Annotated in this window: 18 protein-coding genes and 1 rRNA gene; 13 read left to right on the top strand and 6 right to left on the bottom strand. The window is 52.2% G+C overall.

Annotation, left to right across the window (positions count from 1 at the left end):
* The first annotated feature begins 4 nt into the window (after positions 1-4).
* A 5S ribosomal RNA gene (gene rrf, locus NG346_RS09415) occupies positions 5-117 on the top strand.
* Positions 118-611: 494 nt separating this feature from the next.
* Here rrf and serS read toward each other — a convergent pair.
* Positions 612-1904, bottom strand: coding sequence for a serine--tRNA ligase (gene serS / locus NG346_RS09410; protein ID WP_262280064.1), 1293 nt, complete (start codon positions 1902-1904; stop codon positions 612-614).
* 198 nt (positions 1905-2102) lie between these two features.
* Here serS and NG346_RS09405 point away from each other — a divergent pair, with 198 nt between their 5' ends.
* Positions 2103-4610, top strand: a complete 2508-nt coding sequence (locus NG346_RS09405; RefSeq protein ID WP_262280063.1) for a DUF3943 domain-containing protein — start codon at positions 2103-2105, stop codon at positions 4608-4610.
* Between the two features lie 127 nt (positions 4611-4737).
* Here NG346_RS09405 and NG346_RS09400 read toward each other — a convergent pair whose 3' ends face one another.
* On the bottom strand, positions 4738-6030 hold the full coding sequence (locus NG346_RS09400) for a DUF3078 domain-containing protein (RefSeq protein ID WP_262280062.1): 1293 nt from the start codon (positions 6028-6030) through the stop codon (positions 4738-4740).
* Positions 6031-6209: 179 nt separating this feature from the next.
* On the opposite strand from NG346_RS09400, the gene NG346_RS09395 reads away from it, so the two are divergent.
* The 8 genes from NG346_RS09395 (at position 6210) to NG346_RS09360 (ending at position 17522) form a co-directional block, all read left to right on the top strand.
* On the top strand, positions 6210-7820 hold the full coding sequence (locus tag NG346_RS09395) for a CTP synthase (protein ID WP_262280069.1): 1611 nt from the start codon (positions 6210-6212) through the stop codon (positions 7818-7820).
* Between the two features lie 142 nt (positions 7821-7962).
* Entirely contained in the window at positions 7963-9879 is a 1917-nt protein-coding gene (gene yidC / locus NG346_RS09390; RefSeq protein ID WP_262288646.1) for a membrane protein insertase YidC, read from the top strand.
* A 182-nt stretch (positions 9880-10061) separates the two neighbouring features.
* Complete coding sequence (locus NG346_RS09385) at positions 10062-12236, top strand: S9 family peptidase (protein ID WP_262288645.1); 2175 nt, start codon at positions 10062-10064, stop codon at positions 12234-12236.
* Between the two features lie 93 nt (positions 12237-12329).
* Positions 12330-13727, top strand: coding sequence for an MFS transporter (locus tag NG346_RS09380; RefSeq protein WP_262288644.1), 1398 nt, complete (start codon positions 12330-12332; stop codon positions 13725-13727).
* 234 nt (positions 13728-13961) lie between these two features.
* Positions 13962-15506 carry an ATP-binding protein gene (locus NG346_RS09375; protein WP_262288643.1) on the top strand — a complete coding sequence of 515 codons (1545 nt, stop codon included), beginning with the start codon at positions 13962-13964 and terminating at the stop codon, positions 15504-15506.
* 54 nt (positions 15507-15560) lie between these two features.
* A complete protein-coding gene (locus tag NG346_RS09370) occupies positions 15561-16502 on the top strand; it encodes a patatin-like phospholipase family protein (protein WP_262280057.1) in 942 nt (313 codons plus the stop codon).
* Positions 16503-16548: 46 nt separating this feature from the next.
* Positions 16549-17364: a hypothetical protein gene (locus NG346_RS09365; protein ID WP_262288642.1), complete on the top strand. Its 816-nt coding sequence runs from the start codon at positions 16549-16551 to the stop codon at positions 17362-17364.
* A gap of 32 nt (positions 17365-17396) precedes the next feature.
* Positions 17397-17522, top strand: a complete 126-nt coding sequence (locus NG346_RS09360) for a helix-turn-helix transcriptional regulator (RefSeq protein ID WP_262288641.1) — start codon at positions 17397-17399, stop codon at positions 17520-17522.
* A 467-nt stretch (positions 17523-17989) separates the two neighbouring features.
* Here NG346_RS09360 and NG346_RS09355 read toward each other — a convergent pair whose 3' ends face one another.
* The 4 genes from NG346_RS09355 to uvrB all read right to left on the bottom strand — a co-directional run bounded on the left by NG346_RS09355 (position 17990) and on the right by uvrB (position 23683).
* Complete coding sequence (locus tag NG346_RS09355) at positions 17990-20320, bottom strand: putative porin (RefSeq protein ID WP_262288640.1); 2331 nt, start codon at positions 20318-20320, stop codon at positions 17990-17992.
* Positions 20317-20538: a hypothetical protein gene (locus NG346_RS09350; RefSeq protein ID WP_262280053.1), complete on the bottom strand. Its 222-nt coding sequence runs from the start codon at positions 20536-20538 to the stop codon at positions 20317-20319. The genes NG346_RS09355 and NG346_RS09350 overlap by 4 nt, the downstream gene beginning before the upstream one ends.
* Before the next feature lie 227 nt (positions 20539-20765).
* A complete protein-coding gene (locus NG346_RS09345; RefSeq protein WP_262288639.1) occupies positions 20766-21431 on the bottom strand; it encodes a DUF4468 domain-containing protein in 666 nt (221 codons plus the stop codon).
* 212 nt (positions 21432-21643) lie between these two features.
* Positions 21644-23683, bottom strand: coding sequence for an excinuclease ABC subunit UvrB (gene uvrB, locus NG346_RS09340; RefSeq protein ID WP_262288638.1), 2040 nt, complete (start codon positions 23681-23683; stop codon positions 21644-21646).
* A gap of 113 nt (positions 23684-23796) precedes the next feature.
* Between uvrB and NG346_RS09335 the strand changes: the two genes are divergently transcribed.
* The 3 genes from NG346_RS09335 (at position 23797) to NG346_RS09325 (ending at position 25501) form a co-directional block, all read left to right on the top strand.
* Positions 23797-24630 carry an outer membrane protein assembly factor BamD gene (locus NG346_RS09335; RefSeq protein WP_262288637.1) on the top strand — a complete coding sequence of 278 codons (834 nt, stop codon included), beginning with the start codon at positions 23797-23799 and terminating at the stop codon, positions 24628-24630.
* Between the two features lie 65 nt (positions 24631-24695).
* Positions 24696-25052, top strand: a complete 357-nt coding sequence (locus tag NG346_RS09330) for a DNA-directed RNA polymerase subunit omega (RefSeq protein WP_262288636.1) — start codon at positions 24696-24698, stop codon at positions 25050-25052.
* Positions 25052-25501, top strand: a complete 450-nt coding sequence (locus NG346_RS09325; protein WP_262288635.1) for a DUF4293 domain-containing protein — start codon at positions 25052-25054, stop codon at positions 25499-25501. Before NG346_RS09330 ends, NG346_RS09325 begins: the two co-directional genes overlap by 1 nt.
* The last annotated feature ends 4 nt before the right edge of the window (positions 25502-25505 follow it).

Raw genomic sequence — 25505 nt, 5'->3', positions numbered from 1 at the left:
CATTTTGGGTGGCTATTGCGGTGGGGTCCCACCTCTTCCCATTCCGAACAGAGAAGTTAAGCCCACTTGCGCCGATGGTACTGCAATGCAATGCGGGAGAGTAGGAGGCCGCCCTCTTTCAAATACGAGAGCCCTTGAAGACAGCAATGTTTTCAAGGGCTTTTTTTGTAGTCTCTCCCTAGTAGACCCTCCCTAGCCTTCCCTTTTAGGGAGGGGAAAGCAATCCCCGTCTAATCTTGGTAATGGATCTATAGTATTCTATAGTAATCTATGGTTTCTATAGCTTCTATAGTTTCTATAGTCTCTATAGCTTCTATAGTTTAGAATTGCTACAAAAAAAAGCGCAGCTCTTTGCCGCGCTTACTATTATATGTCTAACTTGCACTGATCTTTGCATGGCTTAGCATTTCTCTCCCTTTTAGGGAGGGCTAGAGGGGGTCTTTGGGAGGGTTAGGGAAGGGCTCGGATATAATAAAAGAGCCGTATCACTCTTAACTTGGAGTTGATACGACTCTTTTATGATTGGTGAATGAAGTAATGTCTTAGAGAATTACTTCATCTCCTTGTGGATTCTTTGTTCGGTACTCACACTATTGTGAGTATATCATTTCTTACTCGAAGTTCTTATCGTCCAGCATCTCGAAGCCGCAATAAGGCACGAGAGCCTTCGGCACGCGGATACCTTCCGGCGTCTGGTTGTTCTCAATGATGGCGGCAACGATACGCGGCAGTGCCAAGGCAGAACCGTTGAGCGTGTGGCAGAGCTCCGTCTTCTTTGTGTCTGCGCGGCGGAAACGGCAGTGCAGACGGTTGGCCTGATAGCTCTCGAAGTTTGAAACAGAGCTGACCTCGAGCCAACGCTTCTGTGCGCCACTCCATACCTCAAAGTCGTAGCAGATAGAGGAAGTGAAACTCATGTCACCACCGCACAGGCGGAGGATATGATAAGGCAGTTCGAGTTTCTGTACAAGACCCTCGACATGAGCGAGCATCTCGTCGAGACTCTGGTAAGAGTGCTCCGGCGTGTCGATGCGAACGATCTCCACCTTGTCGAACTGATGCAGGCGGTTCAAGCCACGAACATCCTTGCCATAGGAGCCAGCCTCGCGGCGGAAGCAGGCAGAATAAGCGCAACGCTTGATAGGCAGATCCTTTTCGTCGAGGATCTCATCGCGGAAGATATTGGTCACAGGAACCTCTGCTGTAGGAATGAGATAGAGGTTGTCGAGGTTGCAATGGTACATCTGACCCTCCTTATCAGGCAGCTGACCCGTGCCGTAACCGGATGCCTCGTTGACAACATACGGCGGCTGCACCTCGAGATAGCCGGCCTTGCGGGCCTCATCGAGGAAGAAAGCCTCCAAAGCACGCTGGAAGCGCGCCATCTTGCCCACGTAGATCGGGAAGCCGGCCCCCGTGATCTTCACACCCATGTCGAAGTCTACAAGGTGATATTTCTTGAGCAGATCCCAATGGCACAGTGCGTCGTCGCCGAGATTTGGCATGGGACCGCCCTCCTTGACGACAACATTGTCGTTGGCATCCTTGCCTTCAGGTACAAGATCGTTGGGGATATTTGGGATCTGGAGCAGCTCGTTGGTCATGTCGGCCTGAGCCTTGTCCATGATCTCCTGCAGTGCCTTGTCGGCAGCCTTGAGCTCAGCCACCTCTGCTTTGACCTTCTCGGCCTCGTCCTTCTTGCCTTCCTTCATCAGGCCGCCGATCTGCTTTGACAGCTGATTCTGGTGCTGCTTGTTGCTGTCCAGCTTCTGCTGGCTCTCGCGGCGCAGCTTGTCATACTCCAATACTTTTTCAATAGCTTCGCGGGCTCCGGCGAAATGTTTCTTCTCCAAGCCCTTGATCACGCGTTCAGTTTCCTCACTGATGAGTTTAAGTGTAAGCATATAGCTGTATATTGATTATATTTTCTTATTTGGGGCAAAAGTACAAAAAAAAACGCTCACGGCAAAATTTATACGAGAAAACGCTTGCAACACCTGTTGATTACAACAAAAAAACGTATCTTTGCAATGATACTATATTGAATATGGTAAGATTTGATGATTTCGACATTTGTATTGTAAGATAAAAGAATATAAGAGATGGATTACGGAAAAGAGAAAAAGCAACTGGTCCACCATGCGTTATGGGGATTTTTGTTGACCGTCAGTTGGCTCTGGATCTGCCCTTTACAGGCTCAGACACCCAAAGGTCACCGGCTGCCCAACGTGGCTGTCGGCATTCACCACCATCATCCCGACTCTACACTCTGCTCCCCGCTGAATATAGGACTGCTCAGCGAGGTCGACACGCTTCACGGTTTCCAATACGGCATGTTTCTCGGTGCTGTGCGCGGGCGGGCCGACGGTTTCATGCTCGCAACCCTTGCCAATGTGGCTCACGCCTTCAATGGGGTACAGATCGCCAGTTTCAACAATATCGTCTTCACGCCGATGAAAGGCATTCAGATCAGCCCCATCACCAACATCGCCATGGGCGTCAGACAAGGAATGCAGTTCTCTTCCATCGCAAACATCAGCTCCGGAAAGATGAGAGGACTGCAACTCAGCACCTATAACTATGCCGACACGCTGCGGGGAACGCAGATCGGCATCCTCAACGTGGCGCAGAGCCATCCGAGGGGCGTACAGATAGGACTGTTCAACTATACGCGAGACCCGGAAGCACGCAAGATCGGACTCATCAACATCAACCCACAGACACGCATCGACGTGATGCCGTATGTCGGAAACTCCACCCGTCTGAACCTCGCCCTGCGCTTCCGCAATCCCCACACCTACACGATGGTCGGCATAGGCTCTCACTTCCTGGGACTCGACGAGGACTTCTCGGGCGAACTCTTCTACCGCATGGGACGCTACTGGAGCATTGCACCACGATGGACACTCGGTGGAGACGTCGGATTCGGACACGTGGAAACTTTTCAAAACAAAGGCGACACGCCACGGCGTATGTACTCGCTGCAGGCACGCCTGACGGCCGACTATGCCATCAACGACAATCTCGGTGCCTTTGTCGCCGCCGGATACGGCACCACAAGACACTATGGATCGCACACCAACTTCCGTTCACGCCCAATCATCGAAGCAGGACTGGCACTGCGCTATCACCACGACCCTGACCATCAGGCTCTTTGGGACGAGGAAAGAAAGCGCGACCGAGAGTTTATGCTCGGCAAGCTGGCACTGACACCGGAAGACAGCCTCTACCGATGGAGCGACCCTGACTATACCAAGAAAAGATGGCTGCGCGCGGCGGCAGAGGCGGCTGGCATCAACGTCTTCGTGCATTGCTTCGACCGATTCGTCATGGACGAAGACTTTGCGCAGGTCACCTTCAAGAGCATCGCACACAACTGGCACCACGCCTTCGTGTGGGACAACGATCAGTTCTCGACGAACCTCTTTGCACATCCTTACCACGGCAACCTCTATTTCAACTCAGCTCGCAGCAACGGACTGAACTTCTGGCAGAGCGCGCCCTACGCTCTTGGAGGAAGTCTGATGTGGGAGTTCTGTGGAGAAGTGGAGCCACCGGCCATCAACGATGTGCTGGCTACCACCTTCGGCGGCATTTGCATCGGTGAAGTCATGCACCGCGTATCGGCACTCGTGCTCAACGATCGCTCACGTGGCTTCCGTCGCTTCCTGCGAGAGGCGGTTGCTTTCGTCACCAACCCCATGCAGGGGCTCAACAGAATCATCGACGGTGACGCGTGGAACGTGCGGCAGGACAAGTACATGTACCACGACTTCAGCCGCATCCCCGTGGAGTTTGCCATGAGCGTCGGTGACAGATACATCGCTGATCAAGGCGGTATCTTCCGAGGAGAAAGCCAGCCTTACCTGATGTTCGACCTGCACTATGGCGACGCCTTTGACGACAGCAACACGCAGCCCTACGACTTTTTCACTCTGAACGCCTGCGCGGGATTCACCGGCAATCAGCCGCTCATCAACAACCTTCACCTGCTCGGTAAACTCTGGAGCCACACCGTCTATGACGGAAAACAAGGAAAGACGATCGTCGGCATATTCCAGCACTTCAACTATTACGACTCGAAACCCGTAAAAAACGGCAGTGACAAGACCCCCTACCGCATATCAGAAGCAGCTTCCTTCGGTCCCGGCATGATGTGGCAATTCCCGCAAGTGGGTAATCTCAAGCGGTTGGAACAGGCGGTCTTTGCCGATCTCATCCTACTCGGCGGTACGAAGAGCGACTACTACAACGTGATCGACCGCGACTATAACATGGGATCGGGATTCAGCCTCAAGTCCAAAACCCAAATGGTCTTCCCTCGCCTCGGCTACTTCTCGCTGTTTGTGGACTATTACCACATCTATACATGGAAAGGATATGAGGGTAAAGACCTGGAGCACACCAATCCTCTCTACCTCAACGCGCAAGGCGACAAAGGCGACGCGCAGTTGCTGGTCTTCAACCCTCGCTTTGTATTCCAACTGAGAAACAACTTCGGCATCGAGTGGCAAGGGGCTTACTATGGCAGATATACCTATTATAGCTATCACCCCAGCGTCAGGGCTCATACCTTCGAAACCAGGCTGGGACTGCTCTACAGATTTTAGCAGAAGAGCAAAGGCCTGAAAACAAACATCGGGTGAGCCGCCATCATTGCTGCTCACCCGATGCTTATTGATAACGAAAGGGTAAAGCCAACTGCTGCTTCAGCAAAGCATCCTTTCGATAAATCGATTAGAAATCATAGGAAAAGCCGAAGGACACAAACTCGTTGAGCATCCAATAGCCCAAACTCTTGTCGCGATTCACACCGTCGTCGAAGCGGGGATAAGCATAGACCTTGGCCGAGATATAGCGATTGAACGAAAAGGTGAACGTGTTCTCCCACTCCAGCTCCGAACGCTTATACGTGGTATAGCCATAGAGACGGGTCTGCCACATGAAGTTGTCCCAAATCTTCCACTTCAAGTCACACGTAAACTGCGAGCCATAGTCGTGAAGAGTGTGGTGCCCTTCCTCAAGTCCATTGGCCTGGGCAAGGCTTTGGCGACCTACATACTTGAGGTTATAAGCGATTGGAGCCAAGTGGATGGAACCCGTCAGACGGTTCTTCATAGCACTGACATTATAGTCCATACCGAGAGAGGCATTCAAGTTGAAAGGACTCATAAAGTCGGATTTCACATTCGGAGAGTTGGTATTGTACTTCCGCAAAAACTGAGTGGTGGCAATCAACTGGAAAGTATAGTACCAGTGTTTCGTGGCCTGCAAGCCCAACTTACCCGTATAGCGAAGGAGATCCTCCGTGCTTTTGACTTTATGGAGGGAGTCTCCTTTTGTCGTCTGCAAGCCCAACTTCATCTCCAACTTATTGTCCCAGCGAAACTTCTGCTTGTTGTCGTAATGTGCCTCCAACGTCAGCGCACCCACTGCCGAGTAGTTGCTCTCACCGCCCTTATACCAGTTTGGTGAGATATAGCTCTGGAGAAACTGCAAGTAGTAATCGCCACCGAAGTTCCAAAAATTAGGTTTGAACACGACCATGTCCATAGGCACATACTCCGGTTCTTCCGGTTTGGTAGGCTTGACAACAGTTGCCGGATGCTCCGTAATCGTCGTGGGTCTGAGCACGGGACCTGTTTTCTCCAAGTCGCGCTGCGTTGTCTTCACCGCTCCCGGACGATGAAGATAAACCCAGAGCAGCGACGCGTCGGTAGGCGTCAGCGTCCCGTCGAGAGAGAAAGCGCGATGGGCAACACCACGGTAGAAGGTCATGGGAAGAAACAACGGAGCAGTGGTACTCTCATACAAGGGCCGCGAAGCCTTCACACTGTCGCGATAGAGTGAGTCAGAAAACAAACGCAAAGAGTCCATATAAGCCGTCACCAACTTGCCTCGACCCTGCAACAGCGCATGACGATAGGCTACTGAACGCGCAGCCGCCGGCATGGCAGACGACAGTGTCAGAGCGATTATCAACAAGCAAACCGCCGGGCGGAACAGATTATGACTTTCTCTATGCGACATCGTTTCTTCAACTCCTTCTTTCTTTAATGATTCGTTATATTGTCTTAACGTTGCAAAGATAACAATAATTTTTGTTTTTGTTGTACATCTCATAAAAATATGCTAACTTTGCAACATCTTTTATAGATCGAGTAACTCTTTCGTATTCAACAATTAAATCCAACAAAATATTGACAATGGTGGCAGAAACAAAGTACATCTTCGTCACAGGCGGTGTGGTTTCCTCGTTAGGAAAAGGCATCATCTCGTCTTCAATAGGTAAGCTTCTACAAGCAAGAGGCTACAACATCACCATCCAGAAATTCGATCCTTACATCAACATCGACCCAGGTACGCTCAATCCCTATGAGCACGGCGAATGCTATGTGACTGTCGACGGCATGGAGACCGACCTCGACCTTGGACACTATGAGCGATTCACAGGCATTCAGACTACCAAGGCCAACTCTCTGACAACAGGGCGCATCTATAAGAGCGTCATCGACAAGGAGCGCCGCGGCGACTATCTTGGCAAAACCATCCAGGTCGTGCCACATATCACTGACGAGATCAAGCGCAATGTAAAGCTCCTCGGACAGAAAAACCACTACGACTTCGTCATTACCGAAATCGGAGGTACCATTGGTGACATCGAGAGCGCACCATTCATGGAGGCTATCCGACAGTTGAAATGGGAACTCGGCAAGCGTGCCGTCTGCGTGCACCTTACTTACGTGCCCTACCTCAAAGCCGCCGGCGAGTTGAAGACAAAGCCGACACAGCACTCTGTCAAGGAATTGCAGAGCGTAGGTATCCAGCCCGACATCCTCGTGCTGCGCACTGAGAAACATCTGCCTGACCAGGTCCGCAAGAAGGTGGCTGCTTTCTGCAATGTCGACCTCGACTGCGTCATCCAGAGCGAAGATCTCCCCAGCATCTACGAGGTGCCGGTGAACATGCAGAACCAAGGCCTCGACGCTGCCATCCTGCGCAAAGTCGGTGAGCCCATCGGCGAGAAACCAGGACTCGGTCCCTGGCGTTCCTTCCTCGAGCGACGCAAGAAGGCCACAGAGGAAGTGCACATCGGACTCGTCGGTAAGTATGACTTGCAGGACGCCTACAAGAGTATTCGCGAGAGCCTATCACAGGCTGGCACCTACAACGACCATAAGACGGTCATCACCTTCATCAATTCGGAGTATATCACTTCCGACAACGTCGCTGAGAAACTGGCAGGACAGGACGGCATCGTCATCTGCCCGGGATTCGGACAGCGTGGCATTGAAGGTAAGATCGTGGCTGCCAAATACTGCCGTACCCATGATGTGCCGACATTCGGCATCTGCTTGGGTATGCAGATGATGGTCATCGAGTTCGCACGCAACGTGCTCGGCTATGCCGACGCCAACTCGCGCGAGATGGACGAAAAGACACCGCACAACGTCATTGACATCATGGAGGAGCAGAAAAACATCACCAACATGGGTGGTACCATGCGTCTCGGTGCCTACGACTGCGTGCTCCGCAAAGACTCGAAAGTATACTCTATCTACAAGCAGGAGAATATCCGTGAGCGTCACCGCCACCGCTATGAGTTCAACAACGACTATCAGAAGGAATACGAAGACAAGGGAATGATGTGCGTGGGCCGTAACCCGGACAGCGATCTCGTCGAGATCGTGGAAATACCTAAGTTGAAATGGTATATCGGCACCCAGTTCCATCCCGAGTATCAGAGCACTGTGCTCAAGCCACATCCGCTCTTTGTCGACTTCGTCAAGACGGCCATCGCCAACCAAAAGAAGAAATAAGTACTGAGAAGAAGTGCGTGAAACACTTCATACATCAAGAATTAGAGAAGGAGAGAATCAGAAGATGGTTCTATAATTCTCTAATTCTTGATCTCCTTTTGAACTAAACATGATTCGGGCAAACGCCCGAGAGAAAAGATTTATGGATAAGAACAACATTATCGGCTTCGTGCTCATCGCGCTTGTGCTCATCGGCTACAGCTGGTACGCGAAGCCATCTAAAGAGCAGGAGCGTGCGCAGTTTGTGCAAGACTCCATCGCCCAGGCTAAGCGACAGCAGGCTGAACAGGATGCCAAGACGGCAGCCTTCAACCGTCAGCAGGCTGCCAAGCAGAAGATCGCGGCGGACACCACAGCCCTCTTCCACGCTGCCTTGACCGGACAGGCCAAGGACATCGTGCTGAAGAACAGCAAAGTTGCCATCACGCTGTCGACGAAAGGTGCCACTATCACCAAGGCGATCATCAACAACTACAAGGACAACATCACTGAGGCAAACCATGTCACCCTCTTCCAGGGCAAGGACCAGAGCCTCACCTACACCATGGCTGCCAAGGAGATCAACATCTCCACGGCCGACCTTTACTTTGTTCCTTCCAATGTGACAGACTCTACTGTCACCTTCACAGCCACCGCAGCACCGGGCAAGACTGTCACGCTGGCCTACCGCCTCGGCAAAGACTACATGCTCCACATGCAGATGGCTGTCAAAGGTATGGAGGGACTCTTCGCGCCAGGTACCAGCACCATGGACGTGAACTGGAAAGACAAGTGCCGTCAGCAGGAGAAGGGCTTCAACTTCGAGAACCGCTATGCTACGCTCACCTACCACAACGTAGAGGGTGGTACCGACAAGCTGAGCGAGACATCTGAGAAAGTTGACGAGGACATCGAGGACAGCATAGACTGGGTGGCCTTTAAAAATCAGTTCTTCTCTGCCGTGATGATTGCCAAGAACAACTTCCAGGGACACTCCCTGATGACGTCCATCCCACAGCAGAAAGGCTCCGGATACCTCAAGCAATATGAGGCTAAGATGAAGACTTTCTTCGACCCGAGTGGTAAGACACCGTCGGAGTTTGAGTTCTACTTTGGACCCAACGACTTCCGCCTGCTGCAAAAGGTAGAGAAGGAAAGCACATTTGGACACGACCTGCAGATGCAGCGTCTCGTCTACTTGGGTTGGCCGCTCTTCCGGATCATCAACCGCTGGTTCACCATCTACGTTTTCAGTTGGCTGAGCAAGTGGTTCCCAATGGGCGTGGTGCTGATTCTCATCACCCTGCTCCTGAAAGTGATCACCTACCCGATGGTGAAAAAGAGCTATATGAGTTCCGCCAAGATGCGCGTGCTCAAGCCGAAGCTCGATGAGGCAACCAAGCAATACGATAAGCCCGAGGACGCTATGCAGAAGCAGCAGGCCATGATGGCCGAATACGCTAAGTACGGTGTGTCGCCGCTCTCCGGCTGTTTGCCCATGCTCATTCAGATGCCGATCTGGATTGCAATGTTCAACTTCGTGCCTAACGCCATTGAGTTGCGTGGTCAGAGCTTCCTTTGGATGCACGACCTCTCGACGTATGACCCGATCATCCAATGGCACAGCAACATTTGGCTCATCGGCGATCACCTGAGTCTGACCTGTATTCTCTTCTGCGGTGCCCAGATCATCTACTCGTGGTTTACCATGCAGTTGCAGAAAGATCAGATGGTCGGTCAGCAAGCTGAACAGATGAAGGCCATGCAATGGATGATGTATCTCATGCCACTGATGTTCTTCTTTATGTTCAACGACTACTCTTCAGGTCTGAACTTCTACTATTTCGTCTCGCTGATCATGTCGGCCGGCATCATGTTCGTGCTGCGCAAGACCACCAACGACGAGAAGCTGCTGGCTATCCTTGAGGCTCGCTACAAAGAGAACCAGGCTAACCCACAGAAGAAGATGAAGGGTATGATGGCTCGTATGCAGGCTCTCCAGGAAATGCAGCAAAAGCAGATGGAGGAGAACCGCCGCCGCCAGGAAGAACTGAAAAACAAAAGAAACGGAAAGAAATAGAGGCGGACTATATAATGAAATAGAAGCAGACTATATAATAATGAGTAACGATGAGGATACCGGCATGCCGCCGGCATCCTGCGTCGTTACTCATTTTTCACGAAGCGGCTTGCTGTTTGACAATAAGCAACGCACTGATTCTAAAAACGTAGTTTGCTTTCTTCAATAACCAACTTACTCCCATGAATAAAGCAATAGCAATGGTGCTGGGTGCCATGCTTCTTGGCACTCCAACGATGAAAGCACAGACGATGATTGAGAAAAACAATATCACACTCGCCAGCGACCAGATGACGCCGGAAGCTCTTTGGGCCATGGGGCGCATCGGTGCCTATGCTGTCTCACCCGACGGCAAAACGCTGGTCTACCAGGTGAGCTACTATAGTGTCAAGGAAAACAAGAGCCACACGATGCTCTTCGTGCAGCCGCTGAAAGCCGGCAAGAGGATTGCCAAGGCAACAGCCCTGACCAAGGACAGCAAAAGCGAAACAGACGCCGCATGGATTGAGGGCGGCAAGAAGATCGCCTTCCTCCGCGACGGACAGCTGTGGAAGATGAATGTCGACGGAACCGACCGCGTGAAGATGACCGACAGCAAGATTGACATCGAGGGCTTCCTTTTCTCGCCCGACGGCAGCAAGGTGATCCTCATCAAGAGTCTCCCTTATCACGGTAGCATCCAGAAGAATCCTGATGACCTGCCCAAGGCTACGGGCCGTCTCGTCACGGATCTGAACTACCGTCACTGGGATCACTACGTCGAGAGCATGCCGCATCCGTTCGTAGCCAACGTCAATGGCGACAAGGCTGACGACGGTGTTGACATCCTTGAGGGGCAGCCTTATGAGTGTCCGATGGCTCCTTTCGGCGGTATCGAGCAGTTGGCTTGGAGCCCCGACTCCAAGCAGGTGGCCTACACCTGCCGCAAGAAAGAGGGTGTGGAATACGCCATCTCAACCGATGCCGACATATACCTATATAATATAGATACGCGCGCGACCCGCAATCTCTGCAAGCCGGAAGGCTACAAAGAGCCGAAGATCGACCCGACAAAGACCATGCGCAACCAAGCCGTCAACCATCAGGCTGGTGATATGCAGGTAGGTTACGACGTCAACCCGAAGTTCTCTCCCGACGGCAAATACATTGCCTGGCAGAGTATGAAGAACGACGGCTATGAGAGTGACCGCAACCGTCTCTGTGTCATGGAACTCGCCACAGGCAAGAAGAGCTACGTCACGGAGAAGTTCGACTCCAATGTCGATGACTATATCTGGAACAGCGACAGCCGCACGCTGTACTTCCTTGGCTGCTGGCACGCCTGCGTGAACATCTATTCTACCGATCTTGGTGGCAACGTCAAGCAGCTCACAGACGGCTGGCACGACTTCGGCTCTCTGAAGCTCTTGGCTCCTGGTAAGCTCATTGCTACGCGTCACTCCATGGCAGACCCTGACGACATCTATCAGGTCAACATCAACAAGACTGAAAAGAAGAGCGTTGCGATCCGTCTCACCGCTGAGAACGACCACATCCTCGGCCAGCTTGCCAAACCGACCATCCAGCAGCGTTGGGTCAAGACGACCGATGGCAAGCAGGAACTGGTATGGATTATCCTACCACCGCACTTCGACGCTACCAAGAAATATCCTACTCTGCTCTACTGCGAGGGCGGTCCTCAGAGTCCCGTCTCACAGTTCTGGAGCTATCGCTGGAACTTCTCCATCATGGCCGCTCACGGCTATGTCGTCGTAGCACCTAACCGCCGTGGCCTTCCCGGCTTCGGTTCTGCGTGGAACGAGGAGATTAGCGGCGATTGGACAGGCCAGTGCATGAACGACTATCTCAGCGCCATCGACGACGCAACAGCCAACTTGCCTTATGTCGACAAAGACCGTTTGGGTTGTGTGGGTGCTTCTTTCGGCGGCTTCTCCGTGTACTATCTTGCCGGTCATCACGACAAGCGCTTCAAGTGCTTTATCGCTCACGACGGTGCTTTCAACCTCGAGTCGATGTACACCGACACAGAGGAAGACTGGTTCTCCAACTGGGAGTATGACGACGCTTACTGGAATAAGGACATGACAGCCAACGCTAAGCGCACCTACGAAAACAGTCCGCATAAGTTTGTCGACAAGTGGGACACGCCAATACTCTGCATTCATGGCGAGAAAGACTACCGTATCAATGCCAACCAAGGCATGGGCGCCTTCAACGCGGCACGCATGCGTGGCATCCCCGCCGAGCTACTCATCTTCCCTGACGAGAACCATTGGGTGCTCAAACCACAGAATGGTATCCTGTGGCAACGCACGTTCTTCAACTGGCTCGACCGCTGGTTGAAAGACAAGAAATAAATCGCAATCATACAAAAGACATATAAAACGAGATTCCGTGAAAGAGGTGCCTTGCCTCTTTCACGGCATCAGAAAAAAAGAGAGAATCCTATTATGACAGAAAAACTTCAACGTATTCTCAGTGACAGCAAGGGTGTCCGTTGGACAGCCCTTTTCATTGTCGCGTTCACCATGATGACCGGTTACTTCATCACTGACGTGATGTCGCCACTGGAAGTACTTCTTGACAAACCCGTAGCAGCCGGTGGTCTGGGATGGACCTCAGACGACTATGGTTTCTTCTCCGGCAGTTACGGTCTCATCAACGTATTCCTGCTCATGCTGTTCTTCGGCGGAATCATCCTTGACAAGATGGGTATCCGCTTCACAGGAATCATGTCTTGCGGTCTGATGGTGATTGGCGTATTCATCAAATACTATGGTGTGACGGGTGACTTCGGCGACAGTCGCTTCACTCTGAGCTTTGTCAACTTCTCCCTGCCCATGTCTGCGGCAGTAGCCTCTCTGGGCTATGCCATCTTCGGTATGGGCTGCGAGATCTGCGGTATCACCGTGTCGAAGATCATCACGAAGTGGTTCACTGGTCACGAGCTTGCGCTCGCCATGGGCATTCAGGTAGCCCTCGCCCGATTGGGAACGGCGGGTGCCATGATGGGCTCACTGCCCTTTGCCAAGGCTTTCGGCGGCAAAGTTGGTGCTCCGGTGCTCCTCGGCCTGGTGCTGTTGGTGATCGGCTTCCTGTCCTTCATCGTTTACACGGTCATGGACAAGAAGCTTGACAAGAGCGTAGAGGAAGTTAAGGGCGAGAAAGAGTTTGAGAAAGAAAAAGAAACGCTCGACGAGGAGTCTGATGACGACTTCCACTTCCGTGATCTGAAGTACATCTTCTCCAACCCAGGTTTCTGGTGCATCTGCCTCCTCTGCCTGCTGTTCTATAGCGGTGTCTTCCCCTTCTTGAAGTTCGCAACCAAACTGATGATTGCCAACTACGGTGTTTCTGAGGATATGGCTGGTAGTATCCCGAGTCTGATTCCCTTCGGTACCCTCTTGCTCACACCGCTCTTCGGCTCACTCTACGACCGTATTGGCAAGGGCGCCACGCTGATGCTCATCGGCTCGGCCATGTTGGCTGCCGTGCACTTCATCTTTGCTATCCACATCCTGCCCTATGGTTGGTTTGCCGTGATCATCATGATCATCTTGGGTGTCGCCTTCTCCCTGGTGCCATCTGCCATGTGGCCGAGCGTGCCAAAGATCATCCCGATGAAGCTTTTGGGCTCTGCCTATGCCATCATCTTCTACATTCAGAACATTGGATTGGCTCTCGTGCCTATGTTCATCGGTAAGGTCAACGGCGCAGATCCGAGCTACACCACGAGTATGAGCATCTTCTGCGGCTTCGGTGTGGCAGCTGTCGTCATCTCGCTCCTGCTGATCGTCGTGGACAAGAAGAAACATTACGGACTGCAGGACGCCAACATCAAGAAATAAACTTCGATTCCACGCTATAAGGAGTCATAAGTCTTTCTATTAGAAGCATGGGACTTGCTGTCATCAGCAGGTCTCATGCTTTTTTATTTTCCTTCTTTCTTCTATTCTACAACTTGTTTCCATCATTACCATTTATTATTCTAAAAGCACTACGAAACGTTTGCTACATAAAATATTTTTTGTAGCTTTGCAATGACGAGAATGTCTTGAGTCATCAACAAAGAGATTTAAACCATGAAATATCCCATAGGAATACAAGACTTTGAAAGCCTACGAAACAATGGATATGAGTATGTCGACAAGACAGAACTCATATACAAGCTCGTGCAAGAGGGGACTTATTATTTCCTAAGCCGTCCTCGCCGATTCGGTAAATCACTGCTCATGTCCACACTTGCAGCCTACTTTAGCGGCAAGCGGGAGTTGTTTCATGGTTTAGCTATCGATAAACTTGAGAAGGACTGGACGGTCTATCCTGTGCTGCATCTTGATCTCAACACCGACAAATATGATTCACAGGAAGTATTGGAAAGCCGTTTGAACCTCTTCCTCTCGCATTGGGAACAGCAATATGGAAGAAATCCCAATGAGGTCACGTTTGCCCAGCGCTTTGAAGGCATCATCAGCCGAGTAGCCACAAAAGAGGGGAAAGCAGTCGTGATCCTTGTCGATGAATATGACAAGCCTATGTTGCAGGCTATCAACAACGACAAGTTGCAAACAGCCTATCGCAATACCTTGAAAGCCTTCTATGGCGCGCTGAAGACGCAAGACAGATACATCCGTTTCGCTCTTCTGACCGGAGTGACGAAGTTCGGAAAGGTCAGCGTGTTCTCAGACTTGAACAATCTGACCGACATCTCCATGGACGAGAGCTACGACACGCTCTGCGGAATCACCGAGGAAGAGATGCACCGCTATTTCGAAGAGAGCATCCAGAAGCTCGCCGACCGCTACGACATCAGCTACGAGGAGGCTTGCGCACGACTGAAAAAACGCTACGACGGCTATCATTTCGTGGAATATGGCACGGGCGTCTACAATCCCTTCAGTCTTCTGAGTACCTTCCGCGCCAATAAATTCGGCAGCTTTTGGTTTGAGACAGGCACGCCGACATTCCTCGTACAACTGTTGCAACGAGAGAATTTCTATCTTCCTGACCTCACGCAGCAACAGGTATCTGCGGACATGCTCAACTCCATCGATGCCATGGACCGCAATCCGATTCCAGTCATCTACCAAAGCGGCTACCTGACGATCAAGGATTACGACGAGGAGTTCAAGGTCTATACGCTCGGCTTTCCCAATGAAGAGGTGGAAGAGGGCTTCGCCAACTATCTCCTACCTTACTATGCTCATACCGGCAGCGAGGGAGCACCGATGTATGTCCGCAACTTTGTGCTTGCTCTGCGCAACGGCAAGCCTGAAGAATTTATGAAGCGCATGCAGGTGCTCTTCGCCGACACGGACTACAAGATCGTAGGCAACGCTGAACTGTATTTCCAAAATGCGTTCTACATCGTCACGAAGTTACTTGGCTTCTACACCGAGGTGGAGCGCACGATTTCCGACGGTCGCATCGACATGATCGTGAAAACAAAGGACTATATCTACATCTTCGAGTTCAAATACGACCAAAGTGCGGACACCGCCTTACAGCAGATTGAGGACAAAGGCTACGCCAAGCCCTTTGCCACCGATGGCCGCAAGATCGTGAAGATCGGTGTCAACTTCTCACGGGAGCACCGCTGTATCGATGAGTGGAAGATCAAGGAATAGAGTCAAACAAATGATTTGGGCACCATAAAGCCCCAAGAAGAAACAACAGAAAGCATGACAGAGAGTACAGAAAGCAGCAACCTGCTCAATTTATTCACAGAAGTGAAGGATACCGTCATCCGCCGCATACGTGGCAGAAAGAAGGATGTGGCACTTGTGCTCTCCAGTGGAGGTGCACGGGGACTGGCTCATATCGGTGCCATTGAGGAACTTCTTGACCGTGGCTACCATATCCGTTCCATTGCAGGTACGTCGATGGGCGCGCTCGTTGCCGGCATGTATGCGACCGGCAACCTCGAGACCTTCCGCTCATGGATGAAGACGATCGACAAGCAAAAGATTCGGGAGCTGACTGATTACTCACCGAGCTTGGACCATCTGGTCAAAGGCAAACGCATCATCGACACGCTTAAAACCATCGTTCCCGATACCGACATCGACACACTGCCCATTCCTTATGCCGCCATCTCCACAGACTGGGAAAGCGGCCATGAGGTGGTCTTCCGCCACGGCTCCCTCTATGAGGCCATTCGTGCAAGCATCTCTCTGCCTGCTTACTTCGAGCCCATGCACCTTGGCAACAAGTTGCTCATCGACGGAGGCACCACCAATCCACTGCCTCTCAACCGCGTGGAGCGACATAAAGGCGACCTGCTCGTGGCCGTCAACGTCTGCGGACATGACTATGAAGGGGAATTGGAACTGAAACGCACCGCCGAACGCCAGCGCATGGCGTCCTCACGTACGCTGCAACTGCTCAACCGTATCGTACCAGGAGGCTTGAAACTCGACTTCAACTACTTTACATTGTTGAACCGTACCGCCAGCATCATGATTCACCAAAACGCACAGCTCATGCTCAGACTTTGTCCGCCTGATATTCTCCTGGACATCCCCATGCGCAGGTTCAGCGGCTCCGACTATGACAAATCCGAGCGTCTCATCGCCATCGGACGTGCAAGGATGAAGAAGGTACTTGATGACTACGAGGAATAGCGAGTCTTAAACATAGAATATTAATCACTGTTCAACCATCAAAATCATGAAAAAGAACATTATGTTAGTCATGGCCGTAGCTGCAATGCTGTTTGCCAGCTGTGGAGGAAGCAAGACAAAGTCTGCTGCCGAGGCTACAGACTCAACGGCAACAGCCGACAGCACGGAACAGATAGACACCACAGCTCTTGCTCCTGAGATCAAGTCCACACTCAACGCGCTGACCGCTCAGGCCACAAGCGCCATTGAGAAGAAAGATCCCAAACAGGTGACCACAGCACTGGCAGACCTGGCTACCACCTATAAGACACTGGTCAACGCCGGCAAACTCGATGAAGCAAAGACTTACGGTGCCGCCATCAAGAAATTCGTCAAGGACAATGAGCAGACGCTGAAGAGCGTAGCCACTAACAACACCACCATCGCCGACCTGATCAACAACATCGAGAACCTGCCGACGACAGCAGCCACTACCGCTGACGAAGCCAAGAAGGCTGTCGCCCAAGATGTCGTGAACCTCGCTTCTCCATACCTGCAGAAGGGCGCTGCCGCTGCTGCCTCCGCTGAAGCTGCCGCCGCCGTGTTGAAGAATGCACCCGCCGCTGCCAAAGCCGCCATCGATGCCGCTCCCGCCACAGCCAAGGCTGCTGCTGAGCAGGCTGCCAACCAAGCCGTCAACAATGCCAAGACCGCAGCTGAGAACAAGGTCAACGAGGAGGCCAACAAAGCCGCTTCCAAAGCCAACGAGGCTGTGACCAAAGCACAGAACAAAGCCGCTGAGAAAGTCAACAAGGCTGCCAACAAAGCCAACGACGCTGTCAACAAGGCTGCAGGAAAGGCACTGAAAGGACTGGGACTGTAAACATTGCTCTTGTTATATATAGAGTGGTTCTCTTGAAAGAGATTGCGCCACTGCTCAATATCTCCATACGTGGTGTGGAGATCAGTCGCTACCGGCTACGTAAGAAGATGGGCTTTGACACCAATGTCAACCTCTCTGAGTTCTTGCATAAATTATAATGATTGCCCATCAATATGGCTGTTCCGTACGGATGTCAGTTTTGTTGGATAAACTGACAAAAAAGCGGGCCTGAGATTGCGTTCTTTTCGAGCAGGACGTACTTTGCCCGGATTTTTGCGAATTTAGAGTAGTTTTTCGTAATAGGTTGATAGTCAGTCTGATAAAGCGATATTGGCCTTTGGGCAGAAAAGAGAAAGGCACTTTGAGGAAAAATTCTCTAGAGAATTTCTCCTCAAAGTGCCTTTCTGATGCTATGATCACGCTTATTTGATGTGGTCATCTCGCCTTTCTGACCCTGTCATCTAAGCGTGATGACAGTATCAAAGTGCCTTTCTGATGACCTGAAGTCGATTTTCTGTTCTGAAGAAGACGTTTTTTTCGTTTTCAGAGCTCAGCCGCTTCTCTAGAATGAAAGCGCGCGGTGATGTGCTTTTGTCAAGAAGTTTGAACCTGTTCTTCCACAATATTAGTTGAAGAAGTTCCAGCTGATGCCAAAGCGGAGCACGCTGCCGTTGAGCGGATAGTGCGGAGCGAGGAAATAGTTTTTCTTGCCCATCTTGGCGTTGACATGGCTCATCATCACGAAGAAACGCGTGTGCTGGAGGTGGAAATTGGCGTAGACGTTGATGATCGGGCAGTTGCCGACCTTCACCTTGCTGTCGTTGTCCTGCACGGCATACTGTCCGATGCCCGGCACATACTCCGGCGCGTTGTACTCGGTGAAGTAGCGCAGGTCGCCGCCTAAGTCGCATTTCAGCACGTGGGCGATCTTGAACTTCAGATAGAGATTGGTGTAGACATTCAGCAACGGCAGGGGCAGCGCGTCCTCGTTGGTCGATTTCTGCACTGTGGCCACGGTTTCCCAGTTGAGCAGACCAAACGTGAAGTTCTGCCGGGCTTCGGCTGTGAACACGCTGATGGGCGAGCTGGCCTGGTTGACCGACACCTTATTATATAAGCGCTGATCGTTGTCGGTGGTGTAGCCCGTGGAGAAATAAGTATAGTTGTGTAGCTCGTCGAAGGCAAAGCGCAGTTGCGTGCGTGTCTTCTGATAGTTAAGCAGTCCTTGCAGATGGAGGTGATCGATCATGCTCATGTCCTCATCGTCCCACCAGTAGTGGCGGCTCTGATAGTGACGATAGTAGAACGAGGGTTTCTCGTGGGCATAGAACCCGGAGGCGGCGAGCGTCATCGTGTCCTTGAAAAGCGGGAAGTTGAGGTCCGCGCCACCGTTGATGTGTATCTCGCCAGCGTTGATGCCGGCCACGCCGAGCTGTCCGGTCACGTTGTAGTGCAGCGTCTTGCCCTGTGTCTTGCTGAGTTGTGCGCCAATGCTCAGCGCGTTTTCGTTCCAAGAGCTGACACCTGCGGAGTCGGGAAGCGTGAAATGGCGCAACTCGTGCTCGGCGAAGATCTTTGCTCCCGTCTTGACCCATTTGTTGAACCCTTCGAGCAGTGAGATGGCAAACGTGTTGCGCAGCGTCCAGCTCTTGGTCTGGTCGTAGATCGAGTCGCCGGAGAGCTTCTCCGCTACGGTGTATTTGTCGAGATAATAGTTCTCCGGAGTCTGATAAGCCTCGTAGATGCGTCGGTAGTTGTCAAAGGCGATGGTATGGATGAAACTGGTGACCGGCACGTATTCGTTCTTGAGCCACGAGGTGTCGGCCTTGGCTTTTTTCTCGGCAGCGATGAGGCTGTCGGCGACGGCCTTGCTACTGACGCTGATGCGTCCGCCTTTGTCGATGGAGTCGGTTTTGGCAGGTCCTTCAGCGATCTTGGCGCCGTCGGGTCTTCCGGCAAACTTTTTCTTGTTCTTCAGTTCCTTCTCGGAGAGTTTTGCGCCACGCTTTGCGGCCTCTTTCTCAAGTTTTTCCTTGTCCTTCTGCTCCTGTTCCTCTTTCTTCGACTCCATGGCGAACTTCTTGGCCTTGATTTCTTCGGCGGTCATCGGCACCTTGCGGTTGAATCCGATGCTGTAGCGCTGGGAGAAGAAGACGTGCTGATTGTCGTTGCGGTTCCAGTTTTGCGTGAGCATCGTCGGGATCTCGTTTTCGGCATAGTTGTCGGTGAAGGCTTCGGGATGCGTGATGTAGTCGTCGTTGGTGATACCGCCGTTCTCAGTCACCTTCTCGTGGTTGGTAGAAGCGAGAAGGTGGGCCTGATAGCGCTCACCAAGGTAGGAGCCGTACATGGTATAGTTGAAATGCGATGCCGCCTGACTGTCGTAATAGCCACGCGCGTAGATATAGTCGAAGTTGAAACCGACGCCGAGCTTCTTACCTGCGTTGACGCCGAACTTCGCGGTGAAGTGATCTTCGCCGTTGGTGCGGTTGCCACAGTTGTTGTACGTGAGGTTGGTGAAGGGCGAGAGCGTGTTGGTGAAGTGAAACTCGCTGACGGGCTTTACAAAATAGTCGTAGGGCTGGGTGAAGATAAACTGACCGAGGTTGCGGCGGTCAATGAAGATGCGGGCCTGCCGCGCCGATCCGAGGTTGCCCGTAGTGTTGTATTCACCACGGAGCCCCGTGGCGAAGACTGTGTTGGGAAACATGTGTGACATGGTGTCGAGGGGCGCGGGCGTGCGGTCGCCAAAGCGCTCGTCGACGGTCCAGACATAGATGCCCTTGGGTATCTCTTTGTCCGATCCGAGCGAGTCGGTGTTGTTTCTTCCGTTTCTGCGGCTGATGTCTCCGTTCTCGTTGATCTGGTTGAAGCTGTCGTTGCCTAAGGTGTTTTGTGCCAGGGACAGCGAGCAATGAATAGCGAGGAGGAAAAGCAGCGAGAGTATTTTCTTCATTTCAGGAATCTTAGTCCGCATTCGATGATCTTGAAAACCATGGAAGCGAGAATGATGATCGTGCCGACGGTGTTGTCGGACCAATAGAACACGGCAACGCCGATGAGCGCGCCGATCATGAAGATGGCGTTGAGCCAGTTGCGCAAAACGGGATACTGTCCCCGGCGCTTGATAGGCTCGAGCCTGCTGCGGTGTTCAATCTGTGAGTTGTCGTCCATCTGTCAATCTTTTGTTTGCTAAAGGGAAGGGGGAGGGGGGAAAAAGCGCAGGAGCATGCGGGGCAAGGGGCGCGGATGGCTGTTGGCAAGGGGGCGCGCCTGGTTATAACCAGGCGAACGGAACACCAAAACCACAGGGCGGCGCGCGGGGACTCTTTTCGGCTCGCGAGGGAGCGGGGGCTCGGCTCGCGAGGGAGAAGACCCGCTCTTGAGAGGGCGGGAAGGGATCAGTATTTGATCTCTAAGGCTTTGCAGATCTTGTCGAAGATGTTGTCCTTGCGGTCGATAGTCTTGCGGCGGAACTTGCCACTGCCTTTGTAGAGCTTGGTCTTCTTCTTGTTTAGTGCGTGCTTGTCCGTGATCCAGTCGTCAGCCTTGACCGACATGCCCTCGGAATCGCCGCGGTCCATCTCATACTGATAGGAGATGCGCTCCATGGTGCAGTGGATGTGGCCGTCAGTAGCCTGGGCGATGATCGTGTAGTTAAATACGGTGCGGTCGAGCGAGAGGAAGGAGCTTTGGAAGACCAGCCACTCTTTGTAGCGGGCGGCAATGGTGTGCTCGCCTTTGTTGACCACGGATATCTTGCTGTTGGGAAACTCGCATTGCTCCTGGGTGAGCGCCTGCAGGGCACCGTAGACGGCGGAATAGATCTGGTCAGCAGTCTTTCCGGGTACGTTGCGGTCGAGTGTGAAGACCACCTTGCCGTCGATCTCGGGCACAGCACCGGCGAGATACTTGGCATCCTCCAGCTTTTTCTGTGCTTCGGCCTTGGCTTTTTTGGCCTGCTCCGCCTTGATCTGCGTGGAGTCTACAGTGGGTGCTTCCCATGTGTTTTGAGCCATACTTGCCAAGGGCAGCATGGCCAGCAATGCGATGATGATTTTCTTCATAATCCTAAGTTTGCCTATAATATTGCAAAGTTACGAAATAATGTGGTATTACAAAGGCAGGGTGTCGGTTTTAACGTTTGTTTGGTATAGAAGGGATAGATGATATAGATGCTATAGAGACTATAGAAGCCATAGAAGAGATAGGGAGGATAGAGAGACGGCAAGGCGTACTGACTCCTGCCATTCTCTGCTTATTCTTTTAGCTCTTATTGTTATTCTTTCAGCTCCAACTGCTTTTCGAGCCTTACGATCTCGTCGCGGTACTGGGCAGCCTGTATGAAGTCGAGGTTCTTGGCAGCCTGCTCCATGAGTGCCTTGGTGTTGGCGATGCTCTTCTCCAGCTCCGGTCGCGTCATGTGCATGATGATCGGATCGGCAGCCACTTCAGAGGTTTCTTCCGGTCCGCTGTAGGCGATCGGCTTGTCGATGGTGCGGCGCATGCTCGTCTCCTCGCTCTTGGCCTGTGGCATGGAACTCTTGATGGCCTTGACGATCTGCTTGGGTGTGATGTGGTGGTCCTCGTTGTATTTGAGCTGAATGCTTCTGCGGCGGGCCGTCTCGTCGATCGTCTTCTGCATACTGTCGGTGATGGTGTCGGCATACATGATCACCTTGCCGTTGACATTACGGGCGGCACGTCCGGCAGTCTGCGTCAGTGAACGGTGAGAACGCAGGAAGCCCTCCTTGTCGGCATCGAGGATGGCAACCAAAGAAACCTCCGGAAGGTCGAGACCCTCACGCAGAAGGTTCACACCGACAAGCACGTCATAGACACCGGCGCGCAGGTCGTTCATGATCTGCACACGGTCGAGCGTGGCCACGTCGCTGTGGATGTAGTTGGCCTTCACGCCGTGGTTGAGCAGGTATTCAGTGAGTTCCTCGGCCATGCGCTTGGTCAGCGTGGTGACCAGGACACGCTCGTCGCGGTGACTGCGGGTGAGGATTTCGTCGAGCAGATCGTCGATTTGGTTTTCCGAGGGCCGTACCTCTATCTCCGGGTCGAGCAGTCCCGTGGGTCGGATGAGCTGTTCCACGACGACGCCGTCAGCCTCCTGAAGTTCGTAGTCGGCCGGTGTGGCAGAGACATAGATGACCTGATGGATCATCTCGTGGAACTCCTCGAAGCGCAGGGGACGGTTGTCGAAGGCTGCCGGAAGGCGGAAACCATACTGCACGAGGTTTTGCTTGCGTGCGCGGTCGCCGCCGTACATCGCACTGATCTGCGGTACGCTGACGTGACTCTCGTCGATGACCATCAGATAGTCTTTGGGGAAGAAGTCGAGCAGACAGTAAGGACGCTGTCCCGGTTCACGGCCGTCGAAGTAGCGGGAATAGTTCTCGATGCCCGAGCAATGCCCGAGTTCCTTGATCATCTCCAGGTCGTACTCCACGCGTTCCTTGATACGTTGCGCCTTCAGATCATCGCCCATCTCCTTGAAGTAATCGATTTGCTTGGCGAGATCGTCCTGGATATGACTCACGGCGCTGTTGGTTTGCTCCTGCGTGGTGACAAAGAGGTTGGCGGGATAGATGTGGTAGTCTTCGAAGCGCTGAAGCGTGTGCATGGTCACGGCGTCGCATTCCTCGATGCTGTCGATCTCGTCGTCCCACCACGTCACGCGCAGGATGTTGTCGCTGTAGGCCATGGCGATGTTCACCGTGTCGCCTTTCACCGAGAAGCAGCCACGTTGCAAGTCGATGTCGTTGCGGACATAGAGTGCTGTGACGAGCTTGCGCAGAAACACGTTTCGGTCGATTTTCTCGCCTTGCTTGATGTCGATGATGCTTTCCTGCATGGCCACGGGACCGCCCATGCCGTAGATACACGACACCGACGATACCACGATGACATCCTGACGACCCGAGAGCAGATCGCTGACAGCGGCCAGCCTCAGCTTGTCGATTTCCTCGTTGATGGCCAGATCCTTCTCGATATACAGGTCTGTGGCCGGCAGATATGCCTCGGGCTGGTAGTAGTCGTAATAAGAGACATAGTAGTCTACGGCATTGTTGGGGAAGAATCCTTTCATCTCCTCATAGAGCTGTGCGGCCAAAGTCTTGTTGTGGCTCAGCACCAGCGTGGGCTTGTTGACGTTGGCGATGACGTTGGCAACGGTAAAAGTCTTGCCCGATCCGGTGACACCGAGCAACACCTGTGCGGGGTCTCCGTGCTCGATGCCCTCGGTGAGTTGGCGTATCGCCTGTGGCTGATCGCCTGTTGGCTTGTATTTTGAAGTGAGTTGGAAGTTCATAAGTGCAAATATACGACTTTTATGGCATTGCGCGTACATTTTATGCTAAAAAATGTTCTATGCCTTTGTTAATAAAATATTTATATGTAAATTTGCAGTTCAAAAGTGTAGATATGAAGAAAACGTGTCTCTTGACATTGGGTTTCGTCTTGCTGTTCACCAGTTGTGCGCAAGAATTCAACCGAGTGTATAAGTCATCCGACTATCGCTATAAGTACGAGTACGCCAAGGAGTGCTTTGCCGAGGGCAAGTATGTCCGTGCCACGACGCTTCTCCAGGATCTCATCGTTCCGGAAAAGGGCAGTCGCGACGCTCAGGAATGCCTCTATATGTTGGGCATGGCTGAGTATTGCAGCCGTGACTATGTGACCGCATCAGAGACTTTCAGCAAGTACACCAAGAGCTATCCTCGCGGCTACTTCGCTGAGATGGCCTATTATTACGTCGGTCAGAGTCTCTACATGTCTACGCCCGAGCCACGTCTTGACCAGAGTCAGACCGTGCAGGCGATAGCTGCTTTTCAGACCTATCTCGACCTCTTCCCCGATGCCAAGATGAAAGAGACGGCACAGAAACGCCTTTTCGACTTGCAGGACAAGCTGGTGGAGAAGGAACTCTATTCGGCCCGGCTGTATTACAATCTCGGAACCTATTTCGGCAACTGCTCCGACGGCGGCAACAACTATGAGGCTTGCATCGTCACGGCGGAGAATGCCTTGAAGGACTATCCCTACACCAAGCGGCGCGAGGACTTTGCCCTGCTGATCATGAAAAGCAAATATGAGCTGGCACAGCAGAGCGTGGAGTCGAAGAAGATGGAGCGTTTCCAGGATGCCGAAGACGAGGCCTACGGCTTTGTCAATGAGTATCCCGACTCGAAGGAACGCAAGCTCGCCGAGGAATATATTGCCAAGTGCAAGAAGATAACAAGTACGGCGAAAGACTGATCATCGGTCGCTCTTATACAGAAGTCAATACAAGATAAACAACAATAGATAATACTATAGATAGAATGGATTATAGAAAATCAAATGCTCCGACCAACACCGTCACACGCAATGTGATGGACTTGTGCAAAGAAACTGGTAACATCTACGAGAGTGTCGTGATCATTTCGAAGCGCGCCAACCAGATTTCTGTTCAGATCAAGGAAGACCTGAGCAAGAAGCTCTCGGAGTTTGCTTCCTACAACGACTCTTTGGAGGAAGTGTTTGAGAACCGCGAGCAGATTGAAATCAGCCGCTATTACGAGAAGTTGCCGAAGCCGTCGTTGCTGGCAACACAAGAGTTTATCGAAGGTAAGATCTACTGGAGAAATCCAGCTGACGAGGTGCCCGCTGACAACGAGCGTAAAGAAGATCTGATCTGATGATACAACGTAAGCAAACAGTATTCCTGTTGTTGGCATTGGCAGCCATCATTGTCTGTCTCTGCCTGCCGTTGGGAGCCATCGAACCTAAGGGTATGGGCGTTCCGGCGCTGTTCTATAACATCGGGCTTTATGCCAACGGTGGCTATCAGGTTCATCCGCTGCTCTTCGTCGACTTGGTGATCACGGGTGCGCTGACACTGGTTTGCATCCCTCTGTTTAAGAAGCGCAAGATGCAGATGAAGATCTGTGTGGCGAATATCGTGCTGAGTTTGGTGTGGTATGGCTATTATGCTTTCTGTGTCCTGCACCTTTTCAAGGATATGGGCACGTTCCATCCTCGCTTTGCCGGCTGCCTGCCATTGGTGGCACTGATCCTTTTTGTCCTGGCCTACCGTGGCATCAAGGCTGATGAGGAACTGGTGCGCTCGATGGACAGAATCCGATAAGAGA

The organism is Hallella absiana (genome assembly GCF_025457485.1).
GTDB classification, from domain to species: domain Bacteria; phylum Bacteroidota; class Bacteroidia; order Bacteroidales; family Bacteroidaceae; genus Prevotella; species Prevotella absiana.
The sequence above is the reverse complement of the archived record's forward strand: the minus strand, read 5'-3'. Positions and strand labels throughout refer to the sequence as shown.

Bases quoted from the DNA above. Each gene is read 5' to 3' on its own strand.
- NG346_RS09365 (WP_262288642.1), top strand. From the start codon at position 16,549: ATGAAAAAGAACATTATGTTAGTCATGGCCGTAGCTGCAATGCTGTTT.
- NG346_RS09350 (WP_262280053.1), bottom strand. From the start codon at position 20,538: ATGGACGACAACTCACAGATTGAACACCGCAGCAGGCTCGAGCCTATC.
- NG346_RS09375 (WP_262288643.1), top strand. From the start codon at position 13,962: ATGAAATATCCCATAGGAATACAAGACTTTGAAAGCCTACGAAACAAT.
- uvrB (WP_262288638.1), bottom strand. From the start codon at position 23,683: ATGAACTTCCAACTCACTTCAAAATACAAGCCAACAGGCGATCAGCCA.
- NG346_RS09400 (WP_262280062.1), bottom strand. From the start codon at position 6,030: ATGTCGCATAGAGAAAGTCATAATCTGTTCCGCCCGGCGGTTTGCTTG.
- NG346_RS09335 (WP_262288637.1), top strand. From the start codon at position 23,797: ATGAAGAAAACGTGTCTCTTGACATTGGGTTTCGTCTTGCTGTTCACC.
- NG346_RS09370 (WP_262280057.1), top strand. From the start codon at position 15,561: ATGACAGAGAGTACAGAAAGCAGCAACCTGCTCAATTTATTCACAGAA.
- NG346_RS09405 (WP_262280063.1), top strand. From the start codon at position 2,103: ATGGATTACGGAAAAGAGAAAAAGCAACTGGTCCACCATGCGTTATGG.
- NG346_RS09385 (WP_262288645.1), top strand. From the start codon at position 10,062: ATGAATAAAGCAATAGCAATGGTGCTGGGTGCCATGCTTCTTGGCACT.
- NG346_RS09330 (WP_262288636.1), top strand. From the start codon at position 24,696: ATGGATTATAGAAAATCAAATGCTCCGACCAACACCGTCACACGCAAT.
- NG346_RS09345 (WP_262288639.1), bottom strand. From the start codon at position 21,431: ATGAAGAAAATCATCATCGCATTGCTGGCCATGCTGCCCTTGGCAAGT.
- yidC (WP_262288646.1), top strand. From the start codon at position 7,963: ATGGATAAGAACAACATTATCGGCTTCGTGCTCATCGCGCTTGTGCTC.
- NG346_RS09325 (WP_262288635.1), top strand. From the start codon at position 25,052: ATGATACAACGTAAGCAAACAGTATTCCTGTTGTTGGCATTGGCAGCC.
- NG346_RS09380 (WP_262288644.1), top strand. From the start codon at position 12,330: ATGACAGAAAAACTTCAACGTATTCTCAGTGACAGCAAGGGTGTCCGT.
- serS (WP_262280064.1), bottom strand. From the start codon at position 1,904: ATGCTTACACTTAAACTCATCAGTGAGGAAACTGAACGCGTGATCAAG.
- NG346_RS09355 (WP_262288640.1), bottom strand. From the start codon at position 20,320: ATGAAGAAAATACTCTCGCTGCTTTTCCTCCTCGCTATTCATTGCTCG.